The organism is Tistlia consotensis USBA 355 (assembly GCF_900177295.1).
Classification (GTDB): Bacteria; Pseudomonadota; Alphaproteobacteria; order Kiloniellales; family DSM-21159; genus Tistlia; species Tistlia consotensis.
On sequence record NZ_FWZX01000037.1, the window covers coordinates 1 to 24,299 of the forward strand.

Here is a 24,299-nt window from a genome sequence, read left to right on the forward strand (position 1 = left end):
CGGGGCGCTGGCGAGCCTCACGGGAGCCTTCGTGACGCTCGGCGTCGCCCTGCTGACGACCCCGCTCGGCTGGTTCCTGGCGGCGGTCGCGGCGATCGCCGGCGCCGCCTACCTGGTCTATCGGGACTGGGACGGCATCGCCGCCTGGTTCGAAGCGCTGTGGGGCCGCGTCGAGCAGGTCTTCGTCGGCTGGACGGACTTCCTCGCTGGCGTCTTCACGGGCGACTTCGGCCGCGCCTGGGACGGCCTCAAGAGCGTCGGCGAGGGCGCGCTCGGCTTCTGGCTGACCTACTGGGACCCGGTCATCGCCGGCTTCAACGCGCTCGTGGCCTGGATCGACGGCACCTTCGGCACCCACATCGGCGGCGCCTTGCAAGGCGTCTGGGAGGCCGTCCGGCCGATCGTCGAAACGATCGCGGGCGCCATCGCGGACATCACCGATGCCGCCAGGAGCGTCGGCGCGCTCCAAGACCGCGTCGGCAACATTGATGTCTCGGGGATGGCGGACAGCGCGCTCTCCGGCATCTCCAGCTTCTTCGGCTTCGGTGGGGGCGACGCCGCACCAGCGCCGGCAGGGTCGACGACGACTGGGTCGGTGGCGGGCGGGTCGGCGCCGGCCGGGGCGGCAGCCGTTCCGCTGGCGGGCCCGCAGCGGGTCGACACGGGCGGCACGCTCAACATCCGGATCGACAGCGACGGCCGCCCGCACGTCACCGAGGCGCGCCCCAACGACCGCAGCTCCAATTGGTCGATCGACACCGGCCTGGTCATGGGGATGCCGGGATGAGCTGGCTGGAGACCCTGCGCCCGGCCAGCTTCCGCGGCGTGCCGTTCCACGTCGACGGCGGCGACAAGGATCTCGGCCGGCGTGTCGTGACGCACGAGTATCCGCTCCGCAACCAGCCGGCCCACGAAGACCTCGGCCGCAAGGTCCGCAGCTTCACGGTCGAGGCCATCCTGGTCGGCGACGACGTGACGGCGCAGCTGCAGAGCCTGGAGACGGCTGTCGAAGCCGCCGGCGCGGGCCGCCTGGTCCATCCGGTCTACGGCGAGCTGCAGGTGGTGGTCACGGCGGCGCGCTCGCGCTGGTCGACCAGGGAAGGCCGCGTCGCGCGCCTCGATCTCACCGTCCAGGAAGCCGGCGAGCTGATCTACCCGAGCGCCGCGGTCGACACCGCCGCCGAGGTCGACAGCCGCGCCGACACGGCGACCGCCGCGTCGGTCGCCGACTTCGCGCGGGTCTTCTCCGGCGCTTCGATCCCCGACTTCGTGGCGGACAGCGGCGCCGCGACGGTCCGCACTCTCGCCGCACAGGCCGCAGGCATCCTTCGCCGGTTCGGCCTGCAGCAGGCCGCCTCGTCCGGCAGCCTCGGCGCCGCCCTCGGTACGCTCGGCGCGACCGGGCCTGCCGACCTGGTCGACGGCCAGCAGCTCGGCACCCGCCTCGCCGGCCTGTTCGGCGAGACCTCGGCGCTCGCCGGCGAGACCTCCCCGGCGCGACCCGGGGCCCTGGCGGTCGGCAACGCCCTGCTCGCCATGGCGGATGGGCTCGGCGGCGACCTCCCGGCCGTGACGGCGTCGACCCCGAGCCGCGCGCTCGAGGCGGCCAACCAGGCCGCGCTGGTCCGGCTCGCGCGCTCGGCCGCCGCGGTCGAGGCCGCGCGCAGCGCGACCAGCATCCCCTGGGACAGCCGCGACCAGGCCATTCGCTGGCGTGGGCAGGCCGTCGACAGCCTGGACCGCACCGCCGACAGCGCCGCCGAGGCCGACTGGGACGCCACCTGGGGTGCCGCCGTCGACCTGCGCGGCGCCCTCGCCCGCGACGTCGCCGGGCGGGCGCCGCTGCTGCCGCGCATCGGCGTGGTGCGGCCGGCGGCCACCCTGCCTTCGACGGCGCTCGCCTACCAGCTGGACGGCGACGACCTGGCCGGCCTGTTCGACCGCGGCGCCGATCTCGGCCGGCGCAACGCCCTGCGCCGGCCCGGCTTCGTGCCCGGCGGCGACGAGATCGAGGTGCTGCTCGATGGCTGACGTGAGCTTGCCCGACGTCACCTTGACGGTCGACGGCGTCGTCTACGGCGGCTGGACCTCCATGAGCATCGCGCAGTCGATCGAGCGCTGCGCCCTGGAGTTCGAGCTGGGGTTGACCGAGCGCTGGGCGGGGCAGAGCGAGCGCCGCCCGATCCTGCCGGGCGCGGCCTGCGGCGTCGCGCTCGACGGCGAGACGGTGATGGCCGGCTACACCGACGAGGTATCCGTCCAGTACGACGAGCGCGGCCACGCCGTCCGGGTGACCGGCCGCGACCGCACCGGCGACCTGGTCGACAGCGCCGCCACCATCGACGACACCCACGAGTGGGCCGGGCTGACCCTCGGCGAGGTGGCGAAGCGGATCTGCGCGCCCTTCGGCGTGACGGTGCGCGCCCAGACGGACGTCGGCAAGGCGTTCGGCCGCTTCGCCCTGCAGCCGGGCGAGACGGCCTGGGACGCGATCGAGCGCGCCAGCCGCCAGCGCGCGGTGCTGCCGAACGGCGACGGCCTCGGCGGGCTGCTGCTGACCCGCGCCGGCCTGGGCGGAACGGCTGCCGGGGCGCTCCAGCTCGGCGGCGAGCGCGGCAACGTCCTCAGGGCCTCCGGCACGTTCAGCCATCGCGAGCGCTTCTCGCAATACGTCGTGCGCGGCCAGCAGGAGGGCACCGACACCCTGACCGCCGCCGAGGCCGCAGCACCCGAGGCGCGCGTCACCGACGCCGCGATCTCCCGCTGGCGGCCAACCATCATCCTGGCCGAGACGCAGGGCGACGGCGCCACCTTCGCCGAGCGCGCCGCCTGGGCGGCGCGGGTCGCCGCCGGCCGGACGCGGCGTGCCCGCTACACGGTCCAGGGCTGGCGCGGCAGCTCCGGCCGGCTCTGGCGTCCGAACACCCTGGTCCAGGTCACCGACAGCTACCTGGACCTGGCGCGCGAGCTGCTGATCACGGCCGTGACCTGGACGCTGTCCGAGCAGGGCACGCTCACCGAGATCGAGGTCTCGCCGGCCGACGCCTTCGCCCTGATCGCCGAGCCGGCCAAGGCGCGCAAGGGCGACAAGGGCGCCTACGGCCTGTGGGAGACCGGCGTCACCTACATCCAGGACGGCGACGGCACCTGGAAGAAGCGGGAGGGGTCATGAACCCCCTGCGCCCGATCGCCCAGGCCATCGCGCCGCTGCACCGCCGCGTCATGCTGATGATCGGCCGGGCCGTCCTGCGCCTGGTCGACGACGCCGGCGGCCTGCAGCGCGTCCAGGCTTCCCTGCTCGCCGGCGAGACGCGCAGCTCGGTCGAGCGCTTCCAGCAGTACGGCTTCACCGCGCACCCGCTCGACGGCGCCGACGCCCTCCTGCTCTTCATCGGCGGCAACCGGGACCATCCGGTCGCGGTCGCGGTCGACGACCGGCGTCACCGCAAGCGGGACCTGCAGCCCGGCGAGGTCGCGGTCTACACCGACGAGGGCGACTTCCTGCTGTTCAAGCGCGGCCGGCTGGCGGAACTGAAGGTCGGCAGCAAGCTCGTGATCGACTGCCCGCGCGTCGAGGTGACCGGCGACCTGATCGACCGCACCGGCAGCGGCAACCCGCATACGGTCCAGGGCATGCGCGACCTCTACAACGCCCACGTCCACCCGGAGAACGACGCCGGCGGGCCGACCGACGCACCGGTGCCGGGGAGCCTGATGTCATGATCGCGCTCGCCTGGGACGGCAGCACCCTGAGCGGGGACCTGCAGCTCGGCCCGTTCGGGCTGGCGGGCGACGACAGCCTGGTCACCGCCGTGCTGGTCAGCCTGTTCACCGACCGCCGCGCCCTCACCGACGATCCCCTGCCGGCCGGCGCCGGCAGCGACCGGCGCGGATGGGCCGGCGACGCCCTGAGCCAGGTCGCCGGCGACCGCATCGGGTCGAGGCTCTGGCTGCTCAAGCGCGAGAAGCAGACCGAGGAGACCAGGCGCCGGGCCGAGGACTACGTGCGCGAGGCCCTGGCCTGGCTGGCCGAGGAGGGGCTCGCCGCCGGCGTCGTCGTGTCGCTGGAGTGGCAGGGCATCGGCCTGCTCGCCGGCACCGTCGAGATCCGCCTCCCGTCCGGCGCCGTCCAGGCGCTGCCGCTCACCATCGCGGCAGGGGTGCTCTGATGCCCTTCCTGCGCCCGACACCCCAGGAGATCCGGGACCGTCTCGCCGCCGAGATCGAGGCGGCCTTGCCCGGTGCCGATGCCCGGACCCGGCGCTCGGTCGAGGGCGTGCTGGCCCGCATGATGGCGATCGTCAGCCACGAGCTGCACGGCTACCAGGAATGGATCTCGCGCCAGATCCTGCCGGACAGCGCGGACGCCGAGGAGCTGGAGCGGCACGCGGCGATCTGGGGCATCGCCCGGGCAGGTGCCGTCTCGGCGCAGGGCCGGGTCACCCTGACCGGCCTGGCCGGCGTTACGGTGCCGGCCGGCACCGAGCTGCGCCGGGCCGACGATCAGCGCTACCTCACCACCGCCGATGTCCAGATCGGCGCGGGCGGAACCGCTCCCGCCACGGTCGAGGCGGTCACGGCCGGGGCGGCCGCCGTCGCCGCGATCGGCACCACCCTGGCACTGACGGCGACGCTCGCCGGCGTTCAGAGCCAGGCCGCCGTGGTGGACGACGGCGCCGGCAACGGCATCGCCGGCGGCGTCGACCAGGAGAGCGACGCCGGCCTGCGCGCGCGCATCCTCGACCGCATCCAGCTGCCGCCGCACGGCGGCAACCGGCACGACTACGCCGCCTGGGTCAAGGAGGTCGTCGGCGAGACGCAGGTCTGGGTCTATTCCAGCTATCTCGGCACCGGGACGGTCGGCGTCACCTTCGTGATGCCCGACGGCTCGCTGCCGCCGCCCTCCGTCGTCGAGCAGGTGCAGAGCCACATCGACGAGAAGCGCCCGGTCACCGCCGACGTCACGGTCTTCGCGCCGATCGCCGACCTGGTCGACTTCACGATCCTGCTCGATCCCGACACGACGGCCGGCCGGGCGGCCGTCGAGGCCGAGCTGGCGGACCTGCTCGTGCGCGAGGCCGAGCCGGGCGGCACCCTGCCGCGCTCGCGCGTCCGGGCCGCCATCTCGGCGGCGGTCGGCGAGTACAGCCACGAGCTGCAGGTGCCGGCGGGCGACATCGTCTCGGCGGCCGGCCACATCGCGCGCCTCGGCGCGATCACCTGGGCCTGAGCCATGGACCGCGCCGCCTATCTCGCCCAGCTCCAGGCCCTGCTGCCGCCCGGCGACGCCTGGCCTCGGGACCCGGAGGCCGTGCTGACCCGGCTGCTCGGCAGCGGTCTCGCAGGCGAGCTGGCGCGCATCGATCAGCGGGCGTGGGACCTGGTCGTCGAGGCCGACCCGCGCGTCACCTACGATCTGCTCACGGACTGGGAACGGGTGGTCGGCGAGCCGGACAGCTGCGCCGGGCCGGCCGAGGGCCTGGAGTTGCGGCGGCGGCGCGTCGTCGCCCGCCTGACTGCCCGCGGCGGCCAATCCCGTGCCTTCATGACCGCGCTCGCCGCCGGCATGGGCTACGAGATCGAGATCTTCGAGTACCGGCCCTTCGTCGCCGGCATCGGCCGGGCCGGCCTCGACGCGGCCAACGGCGAGGCCTCGGTGCGCCACACCTGGCGCGCTACGGTCCTCGGGCCCCGGGTCACCTGGTTCCGCGCGGCGCTCAGCCAGGCCGGCGTCGACCCGCTCGCCCGGATCGACCGGGCCACGGACCTGGAGTGCTTCCTGCACCGCGCGTCGCCGGCCCAGAGCGACCTGATCATCGGCTACACGGACCCGCGGCTGCTGGCGATCGGCGGCAGCGAGATCCTGATCGCCGGCTTCAACGTGAGGATCTGACATGGAGCAGTGGGATCTCACCACCGCGATCCCGGAGGCCGCGCTGACCGGCGACGAGCGGCTGCCGGTCTCCAAGGCCGGCCTGCCGGCCTCGGTGCCGCTCGCGCTACTGCTCGCCTACCTGACCGGCCAGCTGCAGCCGATTACCGACGACGCGGTCGCGGCCAAGGTGGCTGCCGAGGCGGCGCAGGCGGCGGCCGAGGGTCTGATCGTGGTGCCGACCGCGGGCGAAGCGCTCTACTTCCTGCGCGCCAACGCCACCGGCGCCGGCTACGAGCTGCTCTCGCCGGGCGCCGCACTGACGGCGCTCGCCGCCTTGCCGAAAGCCGGCGGCGTGACGATGACCGGCCAGTTCAAGCTGTCGGGCGACGGGACCGACCCTTTGCACCCGGTCACGAAGCAGCAGCTCGACGCGCTGTCGATCGCGGGACCTTTCGAGAGCGCGCTCTACCACGCCCTCGACCTCAGGACGCAGGGCACGGCCGGCGGCACCTTCACCGCCGGGGCGGACCAGGTGCGCACCATCAACACCGAGCGGACCGATCAGATCGGCGTCACGCTGGCAGGTAACCAGTTCACCCCGCCGGCCGGCACCTACCTCTTCCTCGGGTCGGCGCCGGCCTACAACTGCGGCAATCACCAGGCCTGGCTGTGGAACGCGACGGACGGCGCTGAGTTGCTGCGCGGCACGTCCGAAATGACCGTCAACACGATCCAGACGCAGACACGAAGCTGGATCTCCGGACTCTTCACGCTTGCTGCGCCCAAGGCCCTGGAGATCCGGCATCGCTGCGCCACGACGGTCAGCTCGAACGGCTTCGGTGCCGCCGGCGGCTTCGGCCCGGAGCACTACACCGAGTTCTTCATGTGGAAGGTGGGCTGACCATGGTCTACGCACTCGTCGTCCAGGGCGTCGTCGTCCAGGTGCAGGACAAGGCGGCCGTGGGTTTCGTCGAGGCTCCCGGTGACGTGATCCCGGGTTACCTCTATGACGGCCAGGCGTGGAGCCTGCCGGTGCCGGATCTCGCCGAAGTGCAACAGTCGAGGCGCACGCAGGTCGCGACGGTCCGCTGGCAGCGCCAGGTCGCCGGCTACCAGCACAGCGATGGGCACACCTATCACTCCGACGTCGAAGGCCGGGCCTCGGTGAGCCAAGCGGTCCAGTGGGGCCAGGTCTACGAGTCGATCAACGGGCCGGGAACCTTCGCCATCGCCGCCTGGAAAACCCAGGACGGCGCGTTCGTCGGGCAGGATCTCAACAGCCTGATCGCGATCGGCACGGGCTTGGCGGCCTGGATCGACGCTCACTTCGATCGAGAGCAGGCAATCTGCGCCGCGATCGACGCCGCAGGCAGTCCGGCCGAGGCCGAGGCCGTCGACATCACGGCCGGCTGGCCGAGCTGAGGAGACCGCCAATGAAGTACGTCCCCCCGTTGAACGGCAACACCGGCGACCCGGACCGGCCGTTTGTCAACGGCCAGCCGGCCGCCGGCATCGAAGGCAGCATCATCGACGCCGCGACCTTCGAGCACCCCCAGCGCGAGATCACCAACGTGATCACCGCCGCCGGCCTGGTGCCGGACGGCGCCGACCTGACCCAGCTTGCCCAGGCGATCCCGCGCCTGGCCTCGGCCGCCGCCGCACCCGGCGGCGTCGGCGGCGTCGGCCTGCTGCCGAGCAGGGTCAGCAACAGCGTCGTCAACGTGACGGCCGGCCAGATCGTCGACGGCAACGGCGACCTGATGACCCTGGCCGCCGCGGTCGACAAGGACCTCTCGGCCGCCTGGTCGCTGGGCAGCGGCGGCGGGCTCGATGCCGGCGGCCTGGCAGCCAACACCGGCTACGCGCTCCACGCCATCGCCGGCGACGACGGCGCGGCCGACGTGCTGGTCTCGGCCAGCCTGGACGCACCCACCATGCCGGCCGGCTACACCCGGCGCCGCCTGATCGGCATCGTCGTGACCGACAGCTCCAGCCACATCTATCCGTTCGCACAGAACGCCCGGCGCGTTTGGTTCCTCGATCGCCCGCTGCTCGCCAGCGTCGGGGCCGGGCCGGTGTCGCCCTGGCAGTCGGTGGCAACTCCGCTGCCCACCGGCCGCAACTACCGACTGACCTTCGGCGTCTACTTCGTCACCCCGGCCGGGTCGGATAACGGCATGTGGCGCCTCTACACACCCGGCCTGCAAGACCCTTCGTTGTTCCCGGCACCCTCGGGCTGGTCGAGCTACGACGGCGGGCGTGCGACCGACACCGAGCCAGGCGGCGTCACACAGTGGACCTGGGGCCAGACCCGCGGCCTGACCGACCAGGCTTCCCAGATCGGCTTCTTCAAGGGCAACGTCAGCGCGGGCTTCGACCTCTACCTCAGCGAAATCGACCTGCCGGAGAACTGAGCCATGTACGTCCAGCGCGATCCCGCCGGCGCCATCGCCGCCGCCTACGCCCGCCCCAGCGCCGAGGCGGCCGAGCACCTGGCCGGCGACGACGCCGAGCTGCGCCGCTTCCTCGACCGATCGCCGGCGCCGGCCGAAGCTGCCGCCCGGGAGATCGGCCGGCTGCGCGACCGGCGCATCGCCAAGGGTTTCGTCTTCGATTTCGGCGGCGGCGACCTGGCCAAGGTCGACACCCGCGACGCCGACGACCGCGCCAGCCTCGACTGCCTCTACGCCAAGGCGCTGCGCCTCGACGGCCAGGGCGTCGCCGATGCCGTCATCCCCTTCCGGGATGGCGCCAACACGACCCGGCAGCTGACCCCGCAGCAGACGATCGCCCTCGGCGACGCTGCGCTGGACCACGTCGCGGCGCAGTACGAATGGTCCTGGCCACTCAAGGACGCGGTGCGGGTCGCGGGCGCGACCCAAGCGGCGATCGACGCTATCCTAGACCAGGCGCGCGGCGAGGCCGCTGCCTTCATCGCCGGGGAGTGAGGTGATGGTCGAGCGGTTCGCGGTCCGGGCCGGCCAGATCGCCCTGGCGGCGCTTCTGTGGGGCGCGGCGGCGGGCGCGGGCGCGTCCGAGACGATCCTGGGACCTGTCGCTGCCGACGTCGTCTCGGTCTATGACGGCGACACCCTCACCGTTCGAGCCCACGTCTGGCTCGGCACGACGGTCGAGACCGCCGTGCGGCTGCGCGGCGTCGATGCCCCCGAGATCCGCGGCAAGTGCGAGTCCGAGCGTGCCGCCGCGATCCGCGCCCGGGACACCTTGCGCGATCTGGTCGGCAGCGTGGTCGAGCTGCGCCGGATCGAGGCCGACAAGTACGGCGGCCGGGTCGACGCCGACGTCTTCACCGATGGCAAGAACGTCGCCGCCGACCTGGTCGCCGCCGGCCTCGCGAGACCCTACGACGGCGGGCATCGGGTGGGCTGGTGCCCGTGATGGCCCGCCCGCTGCCACTGCCACGACACTAGGAAGCCGTTCCGCCAACGGCCTTCCTGCCGCTGTTTGACATCGTGAAGACCGCCGACGGGCCGGCTTACAGACGGCCCGGATGGGCGCGGACGGCCAGCACCTGCTTGGTCTCCGTCGCGTAGTCGCACTCATAGACATGGTTGATCATGGCGCCGAAGCCGTTCTGGTACTGGATCTTGTCGCCGGCGTAGGTAATGACCCCGTGTTCCTTGTCCTGCCAGCGAAAGTGGCTGAACTTCGGCTCCAGCCACCCGTTGGTCCATTTGAAGCTGTTCAGCGCCAGACGTTCCACCGGATCGTCGCAAGCAAAGCTGGCGGCCAACGCGTGCTTGTCGCCCCAGCACTGGAGATCCTGGCGGCAGCGCGCCGCCTCGGCCTCCTTCCGCTTTGCCTCGGCCGCGCGGTTGGCGGCCTCGGCCGCAAGCCGCTCCTGGTAGGCTTTTTCTGCTGCGGCCTTCCGCCTTGCCTCGGCCTCGCGATCGGCGGCTTCCGCCGCCTGCTGCTCCTGGCGCGCCTTCTCGGCGGCAGCAGCTGCGGCGGCCTCCTCGCGAGCCTTCTTCGCAGCGGCCTCGGCGTCCATTGCCGCCTGTTGCGCTTTCCAGCTGGCGCTCTGGGTCATGGCGATGCTGCCGGCAACCAGGGAGACGAGGAAGGCGGCACCACACACCAGCAACACCCTCCTGCGGGTAGCGGTCGCGGAGCGCAGCAAGAAGCGCGGCGAGATCAGGCCGATCAGCAAGGCGACCAGGGCCAGGGGTGCGAGCAGGAACAGAGCGAGGCTGACGAACTCCACGTGTGGTCCCTCCAAAGATGCGCAACGAGGCCGGGAGGAGACCTTAAGAGGGCGTTCAAGCCAAGTTCAAAGTGCCTACCAACGATGAACACCGAGGGCCTTGGCCGGAACCCCTTCCGGTGCCAAATCATCTGCCGATCGGTGCCAAATCTCGCGCCGCGCTACACTGTACGGGCTGCTGCTGGCGGGCCGCCGGCGCGCCCGCGCCGCCGGCCCCGCCTGAGCGGCCTGCTCCTCGGCAAGTGGCGCGCCCGGCAGGATTCGAACCTGCGACCCCATGCTTAGAAGGCACGTGCTCTATCCAGCTGAGCTACGGGCGCGCGGGATGCCTTCCGGCGCGGGACTATAGCGGCGGCGACGGCGCTTTTCAGCCTCCGCGTGACCGGCGCCTCGCCGCCCGGTCGGCGGCGAGCAGCCGGGCCATCGCCGGCAGGCGGCCGGCCGGCTTCGCCGCGCCGCGGGCGGCATGGGCCGCCGCGGCGCCCGACGCGGTCCGGCTCGCCGCGATGACCCGGGCCAGGGCCGGCAGGCTGTCGCCCGCCGCCGCGGCAGCCGGCGGCGGCGCCGGCTCGGGCGGCCGCGCCTCGTCCGGCTCGACCTCGGCCGCGAGCAGGCGCCCGAGCCGCGGCAGGCCGTCCATCAGCGCAGCCCGCCGGCGGCACGGCCCGGATCCCGCCCGCTCGGAAGCGGCGGACGGCGGCGCAGGGCGCCGGCGGCCTTCTCGGCCGCCCGGACGGTGGCGAAGCGGGCGCCGTCGAGCGCGCCGAAGCGGCTGCTGGCGGCATGGAAGACGAAGCGGCGCTCGTCGCCGGCACGGACGACCAGCCCGACCGACTCGTCGTCGATCTCGATCACGTAGCTCTGGGACATGGAACGGCGTTTCCCCGAACGGGAGACCGCCCGGCCGCCTGCCGACGGGCGGCGGCCGGAACGTCGGAACCGCGGGCCGGCCCGGGATCAGGCGGCCCGCTGCCGCGGAGCGGTGCTCAGCGGCGGCGACGCTGGCGGCGGGGCCGCCCTGCCGGGGGTCGACACATTCGCTGTTCGGGATCATGACGCTCGGCCATGGTGTCCTCCTCTTCGAGGGCCACGACCGTGCCGTGGCGCTTTAGCGTTTGGTGACGCGGCGCAAGCTGCTCGCTCAAATCTCCGCGGCCGTCCGGGCTCGTCCCGGGCGACGAAGCCAAGGTGGCCCAGGGGTGGCCGGGGGTCAAGGGATGAACGCTGTCTCCGATCGTTCTTTGCGCCCCGGCAGTCTTCCCTCTCTGCCCCTTCGGGGCGGAGAGGGTCGGGGAGAGGTGGGGGGTAGCGGCGCTCGAAAATGGCTGACAGCACGCGGGACCGGCCGCCGGTCCCCCACCTCTCCCTGCCCTCTCCGCCCCTGGGCCGGAGAGGGCACGCTTATCGATCGATCAGGCCTTCTTCTTCCGGCGCCGCTTGGGCGGGTTGGCGCGGGCGGCCTTCAGCGCCCGGGCGGCCCAGTCCTGCAGGACCTCGGGCACCATCACGGCCTCGTCGGGGGCCGACCACCAGGCACGGACCGTGACCTCGCGGAGCGAGGTGCTGTAGCGGAAGGGCCGGCAGCCGGCGGCCTCGAAGGCCGGCAGGCTGGCCGCGTCGACGCGCAGCCAGAGCGTGCCCTGCACGACGAAGGCGAAGAGCGTGCCGTCGAGCGACAGCCCGCTGCCGCTGAAGAAGCGCCGGGTCTCGATCGGGCCGAGCGGCAGCAGCCGCGCGGCCAGGCGCTCCGCCAGCGCGCGGTTCTCGGACGATGTTCCCGATGCCCCAGCCATGCCCTGCCCCTTCCCTCGATTCGCGCTGCCCGGACCGCCACCATAGGCCGCGCCCGGCGGGGCCCTGGCAAGCCCCCGGTGCGGCATATCCGACTCTTCACGGTGGACTTCGCCGCCCGATCTTTCCATGCTCTCCGGCAACCGGCCCAGGGGGTCGGGCAAACAACGGAGGCAGGAAGAATGATGGGGATCGGCTTGATCGGTCGCGCGACGCGTGCGGCCGTCATGGCAGGCATCGTCGCCGGGAGCGTGCTCGCTCTCGCCGGTGCCGGGACCGGCGCGGCCCACGCGCAGGACCTGAAGTTCTTTCGGATCGGCACCGGCGGCACCGCCGGCACCTACTACCCGATCGGCGGCCTGATCGCGAACGCGATCTCCAACCCGCCGGGCAGCCGGCCCTGCGACAAGGGCGGCTCCTGCGGCGTGCCGGGCCTGGTCGCGACGGCGGTCGCCTCGAACGGCTCGGTCGCCAACATCACGGCGATCCACGGCGGCACCCTGGAGTCGGGCTTCTCGCAGTCCGACGTCGCCTACTGGGCCTACCACGGCACCGGCGTGTTCGAGGGCAAGCCCAAGGTCGACGACCTGCGCGCGATCGCCAACCTCTACCCCGAGACCATCCACCTGGTCGCGCGCAAGGGCTCGGGCATCAAGTCGCCGGCCGACCTCAAGGGCAAGCGTGTGTCGCTCGACGAGCCGGGCTCCGGCACCCTGGTCGACGCCCGCATCGTGCTGGCCGCCTACGGCCTCAGCGAGAAGGACGTGCAGCCGGAGTACCTGAAGCCGAACGCCGCCGGCGACCGGCTGCGCGACGGCGCGCTCGACGCCTTCTTCTTCGTCGGCGGCTATCCGGCCGGCGCGATCTCGGAGCTGGCCACCTCGGCCGGCGTCGAGCTGGTGCCGATCACCGGGCCGCAGGCCGAGAAGATCCTCAAGGACTACGGCTTCTTCAGCACCGACACGGTGCCGGCCGACACCTACAAGGACGTCGGCGAGACAAAGACGATCTCGGTCAACGCCCAGTGGGTGACCAGCAGCAAGGTCGACGGCGACCTGATCTACGGCATCACCAAGGCGCTGTGGAACGCCAACACCCGCAAGCTGCTCGACAACGGCCACGCCAAGGGCAAGGTGATCCGCGAGGAGACCGCGCTCAACGGCATCGGCATCCCGCTGCATCCGGGCGCCGAGCGCTTCTACAAGGAAGCCGGCCTGATCAAGTAGGCCCCGCTTCCGGACGGCTGCGGCGCGCCGCTCGCCCGGCCCGGGCGGGCGGCGCGTCCGCGTTTCGGGGGGGCATGACGGCCCGGACCGCGTCGCCGGCGAACAGCGACGGCGAGCGCGAAGCCCGCCGCAGTCAGCAAGGGGAAAGCGACGATGACCATGGAACTGGACGAGGCCAGGGCCCGGGAACTGGAAGAGAAGTTCGACCCGGAGATCGCCTTCCGGCCGCTCGGCCCGACCGCCGGCCTGCTGGTCGGCGCGCTGCTGGTCGCGCTCTCCTGCTTCCACTACTACACCGCCGGCTTCGGCCTGCTGCCGGAGATGATCCACCGCGGCGTCCACCTGTCCTTCGTGCTGGCGCTGGTCTTCCTGGTCTTCCCGCTGACCGCCGCCGGCCACAAGGCCGAGCCGCTCGCGACGCCGCTCAAGCCGCTCGGCATCCCGCTCGCCGACTGGCTGCTGGCCGCGCTGGCGGTCGTCGCAGTGCTGCACGTGCCGCTGATCCCGCTCGACGAGCTGGCCTTCCGGGTCGGCAACCCGACCGACAGCGACGTCGCCCTCGGCCTCGTGCTGATCGCCCTGCTGCTCGAGGCGACGCGCCGGACCATCGGCTGGCCGCTGCCGGTCATCGCGCTGATCTTCATGGCCTATGCCCTGGCCGGCCCGCACATTCCGGGCATCCTGGTGCACCCGGGCGCGACCATCCCGCAGCTGGTCAACCACCTCTACCTGACCAGCCAGGGCATCTACGGCATCGCGCTCGGCGTCGTCGCGACCTACGTCTTCCACTTCGTGCTGTTCGGCGTCTTCGCGACGCGCATCGGCCTCGGCCAGCTGTTCCTCGACTGCGCCGCCTGGGTCGCCGGGCGCTATGCCGGCGGCCCGGCCAAGGTCTCGATCTTCGGCTCGGCGCTGTTCGGCATGATCTCCGGCTCCTCGGTCGCCAACGCCGTCACCGTCGGCTCGCTGACGATCCCGGCCATGGTCCGGCTCGGCTACCGCAAGCACTTCGCGGCGGCGGTCGAATCGACCGCCTCGACCGGCGGCCAGATCACGCCGCCGATCATGGGCGCGGCCGCCTTCCTGATGATCGAGTTCCTCAACCTGCCCTACACGACGATCATCATCGCGGCGATCCTGCCGGCGGCGATGCACTTCCTCGGCGTGTTCTGCCAGGTCCACTTCGAGGCCAAGCGCGAGGGCCTGCGCGGCCTGACCCCCGAGGAGATGCCGGACCTGCGCGCCGCCTTCAGGCGCGACTGGCCGGCGGTGATCCCGCTGGCCGGCCTGATCGGCCTGCTGTTCCTGGGCTACACCCCCTACTTCGCCGCCTTCACCGGGATCACGCTCTGCATCCTGGTCGGCCTGCTCAACCCGCGCCGCCGGATGCACCCGCGCGAGATCTGGGAGGGCCTGCGCGACGGCGCCAAGTACGCCCTGGCGGTCGGCGCCGCGGCGGCGACGGTCGGCATCGTCGTCGGCGTCGTCACCCTGACCGGCGTCGGCTTCAAGATCTCCTTCATCGTCAACACCACGGCCAGCGACCTCGCGGCCTGGACCGGCGCCTGGCTGCCGGCCTTCATCATGGGCCAGCACGCGCTGACCCTGATGTTCGCGCTGATCCTGACCGGCATCGTCTGCATCCTGATGGGCTGCGGCATCCCGACCACGGCGACCTACATCATCATGGTCACGGTCGCCGCCCCGGCGCTCGGCATGCTCGGCGTCGTGCCGATCGTCGCGCACTTCTTCGTCTTCTACTTCGGGGTCCTGGCCGACGTCACGCCGCCGGTCGCGATCGCCGCCTACGCCGCCGCCTCGATGGCCGGCGCCGATCCCTTCCGGACCGGCAACACCGCCTTCCGCCTGGCGCTCGGCAAGGCGCTGGTGCCCTTCGTCTTCGTCTTCTCGCCCTCGCTGCTGCTGGTTGTCGAGGGCTTCAGCTGGAGCAGCTTCCTGGTCGCGCTGTTCGGCTGCGTCGCCGGCATCGTCTTCCTCTCGGCGGCGCTGTCGAGCTTCCTGCTGGTGCAGACCCGGACCTGGGAGCGGCTGCTGCTGATCCTGGCGGCGCTGCTGCTGGTCGCGCCCGAGCTGACCTCCTCGCTGATTGGCCTCGCCCTGGTCGTCCCGGTCGCGGTCGCGCAGCTCGCCCGGCTGAGGGCGCCGGCGCTGGCCTAGGGGTTGGCGTCGGGGTTGGCTGCACCGGCGGGATGCCGCCGCACCCGTCGCGAGGCAGCCGTTCGCCCCTGCCCCGCTTCACCCTGAGCCTGTCGAAGGGCGCACGGGCCGGGACGGGATCCGGGTCGCGGTACCGCCCGTGGGTCCCTCGACTGCGCCCGCGCAGCGGGCGCGCTCGGGATGAAGCGACAGCGGCGCAGGCGGCAGGAGCGAGACGGCGCGGCCCCCGCGCGGCCGGAGCGCGGAGCGCTCCGACCGTATCGTCCGCTACGCGACCCGCGCGCGCAGCAGCGCCGAGATCCGCTCGGCCGACATGACCAGGACGAAGACGATGATCAGCAGCAGCGAGACCGTGCGGTACTGGAACAGGTTCATCGCGGTCAGCAGCTGGAAGCCGATGCCGCCCGCGCCGACGAAGCCGAGCACCAGCGAGGAGCGCAGGTTCTCGTCGAAGCGGTAGAGGCTGATGCCGAGCAGCGACGGCAGCACGCCGGGCAGCACGGCATGGGTGAAGACCTGCAGACGGCTGGCGCCGGTCGTGGTCAGCGCCTCGACCGGGCCCATGTCCATGTCCTCGACGACCTCGGCGAACAGGCGTCCCAGCATGCCGACCGAATGGACGGCGAGCGCCAGCGCGCCCGGGAAGGGCCCGAGGCCGACGGCGGTGACGAAGAGCAGCGCCCAGACCAGGTCGGGCACCGCCCGGGTCAGGGCGATGATGCCGCGCGCGAGGTAGTAGAACGGCCGCGCCGGGGTCACGTTGGCGGCCGCCAGGATCGCCAGGGGCGCGGCCAGCAGCACGGCGAAGACCGTGCCGAAGATCGCGATGTCGACCGTCTCGAGGGCCGGCCAGAGGGCGTCGGGCAGGCGGCTCCAGTCCGGCGGCGTCGCGCGGGCCAGCAGGTCGGCCATGCCGGAGACGCCGGTGATCAGGTCCTGCGGCCGCGCCTCGACGACGATCAGCGTCTGGACGACCAGCGCGCCGAAGGCGAAGAGCAGCAGGAACTGCAGCAGCGAGGGCCGCGAGCGAAAGCCCGCCGCCGCGGCAAGGCCGCGCTCGCGCGTCCCGAGGGTCGTGAAGGTCTCGTCGCTCATGCCGCCTGTGCCTGGGTCTTGGCCTCGTAGAGCCGGTCGATCGGTGCCTCGGCGAGCTCGCCGGCCGGCTGGTCGAACAGCACGCGGCCGTGCTGCAGGCCGACGATCCGGTCGGCGTAGCGCACCGCCAGCTCGGGCTGGTGCAGCACGCAGAGCACGCCCAGGCCGTCCTCCTTGGCCAGGCGCCGCAGCAGCCGCATGATCTCCTCCGCCGCCTCGGGATCGAGGCTGGCGACCGGCTCGTCGGCGAGCAGCAGGCGCGGCCGCTGGGCCAGGGCCCGGGCGATCGCGACGCGCTGGGCCTGGCCGCCCGACAGCGTCGAGGCGCGGCGTTGCGCCAAGTGCTCCAGGCCGACCTCGCGCAGGTAGCCGAGCGCCGCCGGCACCTCCCCGGCGGGCAGCAGGCCGAGCGAGGTCCGGATCCCGGGATGGCGGCCGAGCGAGCCGCTGACCACGTTGGCCAGCACGCTGCGCCGGCGCACCAGGTTGCCGTGCTGGAAGATCATGCCGAGCGCCTGGCGGGCGCGGCGCAGGGCCGCGCCCTCGAGCCGGGACAGGTTCTGCCCGGCGACCAGGATCTCGCCCCCGGTCGGATGGAGCAGGCGGGAGATGCAGCGCAGCAGGGTCGACTTGCCGCTGCCGTTGCTGCCCAGCACGATGACCAGCTCTCCGGGGCCGACCGAAAGGTCGACCCCGTCGAGCGCCGCCGTGCCGCCGGCGAAGCGCATCCTGAGACCGCGGACGCGCAGCAGCGTCTCGCCACCTGGCCCTGCGCCTGCTCCTGCCATGACCGGATCCCGGCCTAGAGCTTGGCCAGGTCGACGTGCAACGTGTCGACCAGGTCGCGGATCTGGTCGTACGCGGCGTCGGTCTGCGGCACCAGCTTCTTGCCGCTGCCGATCAGCACCTTGAGGTCCTTGGCCGGCAGCTCCGAGAGATCGAGGTTCTGCAGCACCCCGGTCAGGCGCTTCTTGAAGCCCTCGGGCAGGTCGCCGCGCACGCAGATCGGATCCTCGGGGATCGGCTGGGATTCCCAGAGCTGGACGAAGTCGTCCTGCTTGTAGATCCCGGCGTTCTTGGCCGAGGTGATCTGCTCGCTGTTCAGCTCGCCCGCCTTGACCTTGTGGTTGCGCAGCGCCTCGTAGGAGGCGGTGTGCGAGCCGGCGTAGATCGCCTTGACGCCGCTGTCCGGGTCGATGCCGTTCTTGCGCAGGGCATAGGCCGGGAACAGGTGGCCGGAGGTCGAGGCCGGATCGGAGAAGGCGAAGGACTGGCCCTTGACCTGCTCGATCTTCTCGATGCCGGAGCCCGGCCAGGTGACGATGCCGGCGAAGTAGTGCTCGGGCTCGCCCTTCTCGTTCGAGAAGGTCGCGACGGCCTCGGCCTTGGCGACCTGGTGCGCCAGGACGTAGCCGAGCGGACCGAACTGGCCGAGCTCCAGCTTGCCGTTGCGCATCGCCTCGATCTCGGCGTTGTAGCTGGTGCCGATGTAGATCCTGACCTCGCAGCCGAGCTTCCTGGCCAGCAGCTTGCCGAGGTCCTCGTAGACCGGCAGCAGGTGGGCCGCCGCCTCGTAGGGCTCGACGCCGAAGCGGACGACGCCGTCGTTCGGGCAGTCGCCGGCCGCGGCGGCGGCGGCCGGGTGGGTGCCGGCGACGCCGGCGGCGAGCACGGCGGCGCAGCCGAGCATCGTGATCACGGACCTGGTCATGCTTGTCCTCCTCCCCTGTGGAACCACGCGGAAGACGTCCCCGCAGGGCGTCCTTGCGGGAGCGACGCTAGAGACCGTGTGTGACCAGTCTGGAGAGGTTCCGTTGCGCTTCGCGGTCGCTTCGGCTGCAGTTTCGTGTCAGCGGCCGTCAAAGCCGCAGCCTGCCGCGCGCCGGCGGCCCGGTCAGCGGGACCTGTTACGATTCGTCGCAGGAAGCGGCAGCCGGCGCCGCAGCAGCACCGCCGCCGGCAGCACGACGGCGATGGCCGCGAGGTCGGTCAGCCAGTCCATCAGGTCGCTGTCGCGGTGCAGCGCCGGGATCAGCTGGGCGAGCTCGATGGCGCCGCCGTAGGCGGCCAGCGCCAGCAGCATCCAGGGGAAGGACAGCCGCCGGTAGGCGAAGGCCAGGCCGAGCGACAGCACGGCGAAGGCCAGGGCGTGCTGCGCCTTGTCGGAGTCGAGCGGCACGACCTGCGGCGGCTGCGGCATCAGCGCCAGCAGCGTGACCGCCGCCAGGGCGAGCCAGAAGCCGAGCTGCAGCGCACGCTCGAGCACCCCGCGCGGGCCGCCGCGGCCCTCAGTGGGTCCAGGTGATCAGGCGGTCGGCGCGGAAGTTGTCGCCGTAGGCCTTGGGCCGGACCTTGCGCTCGTGCGGCAGCTCGACCGCGTACATCAGGCCGTGGCGCCGGGCGTAGGACTCGGCCTCGGCCTGGCTCTCGAAATAGAGCCGGAGCTGCTGGCGGGTGTCGCCCGAGGAGGTCCAGCCCATCAGCGGCTCGACCTGCTTTCCGTCGGCCTGCTCGTACTCGACGACCCAGCGCTTGGTCAGCGCCCGGCCCGACTGCATGGCCGTCTTGGGAAGCTGGTAGATGCGCACCTGCATGGCTCTCGATACCCTCTGATCGCGGACGGGCCCCGTCCGATGACGCGCCGGAAGCTGGTCGGGGAGACTGGATTCGAACCAGCGACCCTCTGCTCCCAAAGCAGATGCGCTACCAGACTGCGCTACTCCCCGCCCTTCCGCCGCGGAAGGTAGTCAGCGGCCGCCGCCAAGTCCAGCGGCGGGTCGCCCCCGGGCTAGTCCGGAAACGCTTGGCGCAGGTAGGAGGCGCCGGCGCGCAGCGCGCCGGCCGGCCGCGGCAGGAAGCGCTCGGTGCGCGCCATGTACTCGCGGTAGCTGCCGCCGAGCCGCTCGAGCAGCATCGCCTCCTCCTTCCAGGCTCGCGCCGCGATGGCCAGGAAGTAGGCGAACATCGGGGCCGTGACGAGCCAGTTGCCGGTCATCAGGAACAGGCCGGCGGTGATCAGGAGATAGCTCGAGTAGAGCGGATGCCGGATCCAACGATAGGGCCCGGTCTCGACCAGGCGATGGTCGGCCCTGGTCTCGAGCTCGGCCGACCGGAAGCGCCTGAGCGACAGATGGGCCCAGAGGATCGTCAGGGCGGCGGCATTGAAGATCACCACGCCGGCGACGGCGAGAGGGCGCGAGACGGACAGGTAGCCGCCGGCCCAGAGGTCGGGATCGGCCAGGAAGAGGCCCAGGTTGAGCAGCGCCGGAATGCCGAGCAGGTACTGCAGGGACCGGATGCCGCCCTCGAGGTATCGCTGCCGTCGCTCCGTGGTGCACTCGAGGTAGACCTGGGCGACGCCCAGCGTGACGAGCACGAAAAGCATGTTGATCTCTGTCGCGACCGACACTTCCATTTTCCGACGACCTCGCTTGTGCACCTGCAGACCGACTCGTGCCTGTGCGGAGCGAGGGCCGAAGCCGCGCCGCCGCCCGCGGATCCACGAGGCGGCGCATAGTAGACAGCACGGCGGCTCCCGTCCGAATTGCCTGACTCTCGCAATTTCGTAAGGAAGCCCGGGTCGCCGGGGAAGCTCGGGGCGGCGCCGCCCTTCGAGGGCGCGCGCCGCTCAGCCGTGCAGCTTCAGGCCGCGGGTCACCTTGTCGACCTCGCGGCGCTCGGCGTGCAGGGCCAGGCCGACCAGGTCGAGCGCCTCGGTCGGCACGGCGGCAACCGCCGCCCGGTTGTCGCGGTCGTTGCCGGTCGCGAAGAGCTCGGCGGTGTAGAGCGAGACCGGCACGCCGCGCTCGTTGGCACGGGTGAGCGTGCGGGTCAGGCCGGCGGAGTCGGCGGCGAAGACCAGCACCGGCTGGCGGATCAGCGGGCCGTAGGGCCGGCCCGAGCCGTCGCGGTACCGCTCGCCGGCCAGTTCGGGGTAGGCTCCGACCAGGCCACCGGCCAGGAAGCAGGCGACGTTCAGCTTCTGCCAGGCGGCGAGGCCGTCGCGCACGACGACGGCGATCTTGGTCTCGAAGACGATGGCGTTGCTCATGGCCCGCAGCCTGCCTCCCCGCGCCCCCGGCGATCTTGAACGATCCTGCAGGCCGGCCGTGCAGCCGGCCGGGCCGGAGGGCCGGGATTGGATTCGGGAAGCACCGGACGCACCCGGCTTCGAGCGCATGGAGGCGGGCTTCGCCGGCCACGCCTTCGACCCGCACCGCCACGACAGCTACGGCCTGGGCCTGACGCTGGCCGGCGTGCAGTGCTTCGACTACCGCGGCAGCCGGCGCGACTCCCTGGCCGGCCACGCCCTGGTGCTGCATCCCGACGAGCGCCACGACGGCCGGGCCGGCGGGCCGATGGGCTTCCGCTACCGCATGCTCTACTTGGCGCCCGAGCTGGTCTCGGCGGCGCTCGACGGCGGGGGGACGGACAGCCTGCCCTTCGTGCCGGGCGGCATCACCGCCGACCGCCGCCTGGGCGGGGCCCTGGCGGCGGCGCTGTCCGACCTGGAGCGGCCGCTGGAGCCGCTGGAGCGCACGCAGCTGGTGCTCGCCCTGGCCGAGGCGCTGCGCGCGCTCGATCCCTCGGCACGGCCGCGCGGCCCGGCCGGGCGCGACGCCGCCGCGGTCGAGCGTGCCCGCGCCCTGCTCGAGGCCGAGAGCGCGCGCGCGGTCACCGCCGAGGAGCTGGAGGCGGCGAGCGGCCTGGACCGCTTCCGGCTGCTGCGCCAGTTCCGGGCACGGCTCGGCACCAGCCCCTACCGCTACCTGACGCTGCGCCGCCTGGAGCGGGTCAGGGCCCTGGTCCGCGGCGGCGAGTCCCTGGCCGAGGCGGCGCTCGCCGCCGGCTTCGCCGACCAGGCCCACATGACCCGCCGCTTCCGCGCCGCCTACGGCCTGTCGCCGGGCCGCTGGCGGGCGATGATTTCCTGACTCCCTCACTGCCCCGGTGGGGCGGAGAGGGTCGGGGGTAGGTGTGGCAGGACACCTGCCGTCTTCGCAGATCTCGCCGCTCTGGCCCTCCCCCACCTCTCCCGGCCTCTCCGCCCCCAGGGGCGGAGAGGAGATCGGAATGGGACCGCCCCTTTCATCCGGCCCCCGCCTCCGCTACATGAGGCACCGCATTACGGAACAGGTTCCATGGACACGACAGTCATCGCCCCCGACGCCGGCGCGGCGGACCTGCCGCCGCCGATCGCAAGGCGGCGCACCTTCGCGATCATCAGCCACCCGGACGCCGGCAAGACGACGCTGACCGAGAAGCTGCTGCTGTTCGGCGGCGCGATCCAGCTGGCCGGCGCGGTCAAGGCGCGCGGCGAGCGCCGGCGCGCCCGCTCGGACTGGATGAAGGTCGAGCAGGAGCGCGGCATCTCCGTGACCTCCGCGGTGATGACCTACGACTACAAGGACTGCACCTTCAACCTGCTCGACACGCCGGGCCACGAGGACTTCTCGGAGGACACCTACCGCACCCTGACCGCCGTCGATTCGGCGATCATGGTGATCGACGCCGCCAAGGGCATCGAGGCGCAGACCCGCAAGCTCTTCGAGGTCTGCCGCCTGCGCAACGTGCCGATCGTGACCTTCATCAACAAGCTGGACCGCGAGGCGCGCGACCCCTTCGAGCTGCTCGACGAGATCGAGCAGACCCTGCAGCTGGACGTCACCCCGGCCTCCTGGCCGATCGGCATGGGCAAGGGCTTCCTCGGCTGCTACGACCTGTTCGAGGACAAGCTGCTGCTGATCGCCCGCTCCAAGGGCGAGCGCCCGGCCGAGGGCGAGCAGTGCCAGGGGCTCGACGACCCCAAGCTCGACAAGCTGCTGCCCGACTACGCGGTCAGGGAGCTGCGCGAGCAGGTCGAGATGGCGCGCGGCCTCTGCCCGGCCTTCGACTTCGAGGCCTACCGGGCCGGCGACATGACGCCGGTCTACTTCGGCTCGGCGCTCAACAACTTCGGGGTCCGCGAGCTGCTCGAGGGCGTCGCGCGCCTGGCGCCGCCGCCGCGCATCCAGCCGGCCGCCGAGCGCCCGGTGCCGCCGGCCGACGACAAGGTCGCCGGCTTCGTCTTCAAGATCCAGGCGAACATGGACCCCAAGCACCGCGACCGCATCGCCTTCGTGCGGCTCGCCTCGGGCCACTTCAAGCGCGGCATGAAGCTGAAGCAGGTGCGCACCGGCAAGCTGCTCAACGTGCACAACCCGGTGCTGTTCCTGGCCCAGGACCGCGAGCTGGCGGAGGAGGCCTGGGCCGGCGACATCATCGGCATCCCGAACCACGGCAACCTGCACCTCGGCGACACCCTGACCGAGGGCGAGGAGCTGCACTTCACCGGCCTGCCGGCCTTCGCGCCGGAGCTGCTGCAGAAGGTCCGGCCCAAGGACCCTCTGAAGGCCAAGCACCTGGGCCGGGCCCTGACCCAGCTCGCCGAGGAGGGCGCCGCGCGGGTCTTCAAGCCGCGGCTCGGCGCCGACTGGATCGTCGGCGTCGTCGGCGCCCTGCAGTTCGAGGTCATGGCCGACCGCATCCGCACCGAGTACGACGTGCCGGTGATCTTCGAGCCGACGGTCTACTACACGGCGCGCTGGCTGGAGAGCGACGACCCGGCGGCGCTGAAGGCCCTGACCGAAGGCGAGCGCAGCGCCATCGCCGACGACCACGACGACTGCCCGGTGTTCCTGGCGCGCAACGCCTGGCACCTGGAGGACGCCCAGAAGAACCACCCCAAGGTGCGCTTCCTGAAGACGCGCGAGCGGGTGGTCTAGCGATCTTGCCAGGTGCCCGGCGCGGGCACCTGACGGCTTCATGGTGAGCCTGTCGAACCACGAAGCCGTTTCGGCACCGACACGGCCGACTTCGCTTCGCGCTTCGACAAGCTCAGCATGAAGCGAATCAAACGAGCCGAGCCAGCAGACCATCCGTGACCTCCATCCCCCGCGTCGACGCCCGGACCCTCGCCGCCCCCGCCACCGCCCGCGCCCTGGTCGCCGCCGGCCGCGACCCGGGCTTCGTCGTCCTCGACGGCGTCGTCGACGCCGGCTTCGAGGCCGAGATGCGCCTGCTGCTGCGCTTCTTCGCGCTGCCGGAGGTCGCCAAGCGCGCGCTCGCCCGCCGCAAGTTCGAGCCGGCGCACCGCAACGTCTATCGCGGCTACTTCCCGGTCCAACGGGGCGACCCGACCTACAAGGAGGGCATCGACCTCGGCCGCGACGCCCTCGACGACGGCTGGACGCCCGACGACGGCGACCCGCTGACCGAGGCGACGCCCTGGCCGGCGACCGAGCCCTGCCCCGGCTGGCGTGAGTCGGTCGCCCGCGCCTACGCCCGCTTCGAGGCGCTCGGGGTCGAGCTGCTGCGCGCGGTGGCGCTCGGCCTCGGCGTCGCGCCCGAGCGGCCGCTCGGCTGGTTCGAGGGCGGCAACTCGACGCTGAGGCTGCTGCGCTACCCGCCGCGGCCCGCCGACACGCTGCCGGCCGACAGCGAGCTGCTGCCCGACGGCCGTGTCGTCGTCGGCCGGCCGCACAGCGACAGCGGCTTCGTGACCCTGCTCTGGACCGACGGCACGGGCGGCCTGCAGGCACGCGCGCCCGACGGCGCCTGGCTCGACGTGCCGGGCGACGGCCTGGCGGTCAACTTCGGCCAGATGCTGAGCGACATCACCGGCGGGGCGATCCGCGCGACCGAGCACCGGGTCGTCGGCGGCCTCGGCGAGCGCGGCTCCGTGCCGTTCTTCTTCGAGCCCAGGGTCGAGGCGCGCATCGAGCCGCTGCTCGGCGAGGCCGCGCCCTTCGTCTACGGCGACTTCCTCTGGGAGCGCATGCGCCGCTTCGTCGAGTTCCACGGCGTCGAGCGGCGGCTCTAGGGCCCGGAGGCCGCCGGACCGCCCGGCCGGGCCGCCACATTGCCAGCC

28 protein-coding genes and 2 tRNA genes are annotated in these 24,299 nt (G+C 72.5%); 17 read left to right on the forward strand and 13 right to left on the reverse strand.

Annotation, left to right across the window (positions count from 1 at the left end; all coding sequences use genetic code 11):
- From B9O00_RS27975 to B9O00_RS28030, 12 genes are all read left to right on the forward strand, one after another.
- Window positions 1-787 (forward strand): phage tail tape measure protein (locus B9O00_RS27975; RefSeq protein WP_235017217.1); only part of this gene is annotated, 787 nt, incomplete at its 5' end.
- The gene (locus tag B9O00_RS27980) at window positions 784-2,031 is read left to right on the forward strand and encodes a DNA circularization protein (protein WP_085126024.1); all 1,248 of its coding nucleotides are present in this window, start codon (window positions 784-786) and stop codon (window positions 2,029-2,031) included. The genes B9O00_RS27975 and B9O00_RS27980, both read left to right, overlap by 4 nt.
- Window positions 2,024-3,172, forward strand: coding sequence for a phage baseplate assembly protein (locus tag B9O00_RS27985; RefSeq protein ID WP_143596372.1), 1,149 nt, complete (start codon window positions 2,024-2,026; stop codon window positions 3,170-3,172). The genes B9O00_RS27980 and B9O00_RS27985 overlap by 8 nt, the downstream gene beginning before the upstream one ends.
- Window positions 3,169-3,723 (forward strand): phage baseplate assembly protein V, encoded by a 555-nt coding sequence (locus B9O00_RS27990; protein WP_085126026.1) that lies wholly within the window; start codon window positions 3,169-3,171, stop codon window positions 3,721-3,723. The genes B9O00_RS27985 and B9O00_RS27990 overlap by 4 nt, the downstream gene beginning before the upstream one ends.
- Window positions 3,720-4,169 (forward strand): phage GP46 family protein, encoded by a 450-nt coding sequence (locus tag B9O00_RS27995; protein WP_085126027.1) that lies wholly within the window; start codon window positions 3,720-3,722, stop codon window positions 4,167-4,169. The genes B9O00_RS27990 and B9O00_RS27995 overlap by 4 nt, the downstream gene beginning before the upstream one ends.
- Window positions 4,169-5,230, forward strand: a complete 1,062-nt coding sequence (locus B9O00_RS28000) for a baseplate J/gp47 family protein (RefSeq protein ID WP_085126028.1) — start codon at window positions 4,169-4,171, stop codon at window positions 5,228-5,230. Before B9O00_RS27995 ends, B9O00_RS28000 begins: the two co-directional genes overlap by 1 nt.
- A 3-nt stretch (window positions 5,231-5,233) precedes the next feature.
- The gene (locus B9O00_RS28005; RefSeq protein ID WP_085126029.1) at window positions 5,234-5,893 is read left to right on the forward strand and encodes a YmfQ family protein; all 660 of its coding nucleotides are present in this window, start codon (window positions 5,234-5,236) and stop codon (window positions 5,891-5,893) included.
- Between the two features lies 1 nt (window position 5,894).
- On the forward strand, window positions 5,895-6,776 hold the full coding sequence (locus B9O00_RS28010) for a hypothetical protein (RefSeq protein ID WP_085126030.1): 882 nt from the start codon (window positions 5,895-5,897) through the stop codon (window positions 6,774-6,776).
- Between the two features lie 2 nt (window positions 6,777-6,778).
- Window positions 6,779-7,297 carry a DUF4376 domain-containing protein gene (locus B9O00_RS28015; protein WP_085126031.1) on the forward strand — a complete coding sequence of 173 codons (519 nt, stop codon included), beginning with the start codon at window positions 6,779-6,781 and terminating at the stop codon, window positions 7,295-7,297.
- An 11-nt stretch (window positions 7,298-7,308) separates the two neighbouring features.
- Window positions 7,309-8,289, forward strand: coding sequence for a hypothetical protein (locus tag B9O00_RS28020; protein ID WP_143596373.1), 981 nt, complete (start codon window positions 7,309-7,311; stop codon window positions 8,287-8,289).
- Window positions 8,290-8,292: 3 nt separating this feature from the next.
- Window positions 8,293-8,823, forward strand: a complete 531-nt coding sequence (locus B9O00_RS28025; RefSeq protein ID WP_085126033.1) for a DUF4376 domain-containing protein — start codon at window positions 8,293-8,295, stop codon at window positions 8,821-8,823.
- 4 nt (window positions 8,824-8,827) lie between these two features.
- Window positions 8,828-9,274 (forward strand): thermonuclease family protein, encoded by a 447-nt coding sequence (locus B9O00_RS28030; protein ID WP_085126034.1) that lies wholly within the window; start codon window positions 8,828-8,830, stop codon window positions 9,272-9,274.
- Between the two features lie 97 nt (window positions 9,275-9,371).
- Here B9O00_RS28030 and B9O00_RS28035 read toward each other — a convergent pair whose 3' ends face one another.
- The 5 genes from B9O00_RS28035 to B9O00_RS28055 form a co-directional block, all read right to left on the reverse strand.
- Window positions 9,372-10,100 carry a hypothetical protein gene (locus B9O00_RS28035; protein WP_085126035.1) on the reverse strand — a complete coding sequence of 243 codons (729 nt, stop codon included), beginning with the start codon at window positions 10,098-10,100 and terminating at the stop codon, window positions 9,372-9,374.
- 243 nt (window positions 10,101-10,343) lie between these two features.
- A tRNA-Arg gene (locus B9O00_RS28040) sits at window positions 10,344-10,420 on the reverse strand.
- Between the two features lie 47 nt (window positions 10,421-10,467).
- The gene (locus B9O00_RS28045; RefSeq protein ID WP_085126036.1) at window positions 10,468-10,740 is read right to left on the reverse strand and encodes a hypothetical protein; all 273 of its coding nucleotides are present in this window, start codon (window positions 10,738-10,740) and stop codon (window positions 10,468-10,470) included.
- Window positions 10,740-10,970: a hypothetical protein gene (locus B9O00_RS28050; protein WP_085126037.1), complete on the reverse strand. Its 231-nt coding sequence runs from the start codon at window positions 10,968-10,970 to the stop codon at window positions 10,740-10,742. The genes B9O00_RS28045 and B9O00_RS28050 overlap by 1 nt, the downstream gene beginning before the upstream one ends.
- A gap of 542 nt (window positions 10,971-11,512) precedes the next feature.
- Window positions 11,513-11,893 (reverse strand): TfoX/Sxy family protein, encoded by a 381-nt coding sequence (locus tag B9O00_RS28055; RefSeq protein WP_159460351.1) that lies wholly within the window; start codon window positions 11,891-11,893, stop codon window positions 11,513-11,515.
- A gap of 225 nt (window positions 11,894-12,118) precedes the next feature.
- Here B9O00_RS28055 and B9O00_RS28060 point away from each other — a divergent pair, with 225 nt between their 5' ends.
- Both B9O00_RS28060 and B9O00_RS28065 read left to right on the forward strand, forming a co-directional pair.
- Window positions 12,119-13,117: a TAXI family TRAP transporter solute-binding subunit gene (locus tag B9O00_RS28060; RefSeq protein WP_085126092.1), complete on the forward strand. Its 999-nt coding sequence runs from the start codon at window positions 12,119-12,121 to the stop codon at window positions 13,115-13,117.
- Between the two features lie 153 nt (window positions 13,118-13,270).
- Window positions 13,271-15,295, forward strand: coding sequence for a TRAP transporter permease (locus tag B9O00_RS28065; RefSeq protein WP_085126039.1), 2,025 nt, complete (start codon window positions 13,271-13,273; stop codon window positions 15,293-15,295).
- Between the two features lie 267 nt (window positions 15,296-15,562).
- Here B9O00_RS28065 and phnE read toward each other — a convergent pair whose 3' ends face one another.
- The 8 genes from phnE to B9O00_RS28105 all read right to left on the reverse strand — a co-directional run bounded on the left by phnE (window position 15,563) and on the right by B9O00_RS28105 (window position 20,441).
- Window positions 15,563-16,390: a phosphonate ABC transporter, permease protein PhnE gene (phnE, locus tag B9O00_RS28070; protein ID WP_085126040.1), complete on the reverse strand. Its 828-nt coding sequence runs from the start codon at window positions 16,388-16,390 to the stop codon at window positions 15,563-15,565.
- Window positions 16,387-17,178: a phosphonate ABC transporter ATP-binding protein gene (gene phnC / locus B9O00_RS28075; protein WP_085126041.1), complete on the reverse strand. Its 792-nt coding sequence runs from the start codon at window positions 17,176-17,178 to the stop codon at window positions 16,387-16,389. The genes phnE and phnC overlap by 4 nt, the downstream gene beginning before the upstream one ends.
- A 14-nt stretch (window positions 17,179-17,192) precedes the next feature.
- A complete protein-coding gene (locus B9O00_RS28080; protein WP_085126042.1) occupies window positions 17,193-18,101 on the reverse strand; it encodes a phosphate/phosphite/phosphonate ABC transporter substrate-binding protein in 909 nt (302 codons plus the stop codon).
- A gap of 183 nt (window positions 18,102-18,284) precedes the next feature.
- Entirely contained in the window at window positions 18,285-18,656 is a 372-nt protein-coding gene (locus B9O00_RS28085; protein WP_085126043.1) for a VanZ family protein, read from the reverse strand.
- A 22-nt stretch (window positions 18,657-18,678) separates the two neighbouring features.
- Window positions 18,679-18,984, reverse strand: a complete 306-nt coding sequence (locus B9O00_RS28090) for an ETC complex I subunit (RefSeq protein ID WP_085126044.1) — start codon at window positions 18,982-18,984, stop codon at window positions 18,679-18,681.
- Between the two features lie 55 nt (window positions 18,985-19,039).
- Window positions 19,040-19,116: transfer RNA gene (locus tag B9O00_RS28095), tRNA-Pro, on the reverse strand.
- Between the two features lie 62 nt (window positions 19,117-19,178).
- Complete coding sequence (locus B9O00_RS28100; protein WP_159460352.1) at window positions 19,179-19,775, reverse strand: methyltransferase family protein; 597 nt, start codon at window positions 19,773-19,775, stop codon at window positions 19,179-19,181.
- A gap of 243 nt (window positions 19,776-20,018) precedes the next feature.
- A complete protein-coding gene (locus B9O00_RS28105; RefSeq protein ID WP_200808689.1) occupies window positions 20,019-20,441 on the reverse strand; it encodes a DUF2000 family protein in 423 nt (140 codons plus the stop codon).
- Window positions 20,442-20,499: 58 nt separating this feature from the next.
- Here B9O00_RS28105 and B9O00_RS28110 point away from each other — a divergent pair, with 58 nt between their 5' ends.
- The 3 genes from B9O00_RS28110 (at window position 20,500) to B9O00_RS28120 (ending at window position 24,251) form a co-directional block, all read left to right on the forward strand.
- Window positions 20,500-21,324 carry an AraC family transcriptional regulator gene (locus B9O00_RS28110; RefSeq protein ID WP_322111228.1) on the forward strand — a complete coding sequence of 275 codons (825 nt, stop codon included), beginning with the start codon at window positions 20,500-20,502 and terminating at the stop codon, window positions 21,322-21,324.
- A gap of 207 nt (window positions 21,325-21,531) precedes the next feature.
- Window positions 21,532-23,154: a peptide chain release factor 3 gene (locus B9O00_RS28115; RefSeq protein ID WP_085126047.1), complete on the forward strand. Its 1,623-nt coding sequence runs from the start codon at window positions 21,532-21,534 to the stop codon at window positions 23,152-23,154.
- 155 nt (window positions 23,155-23,309) lie between these two features.
- Window positions 23,310-24,251 carry a 2OG-Fe(II) oxygenase family protein gene (locus B9O00_RS28120; protein WP_085126048.1) on the forward strand — a complete coding sequence of 314 codons (942 nt, stop codon included), beginning with the start codon at window positions 23,310-23,312 and terminating at the stop codon, window positions 24,249-24,251.
- The last annotated feature ends 48 nt before the right edge of the window (window positions 24,252-24,299 follow it).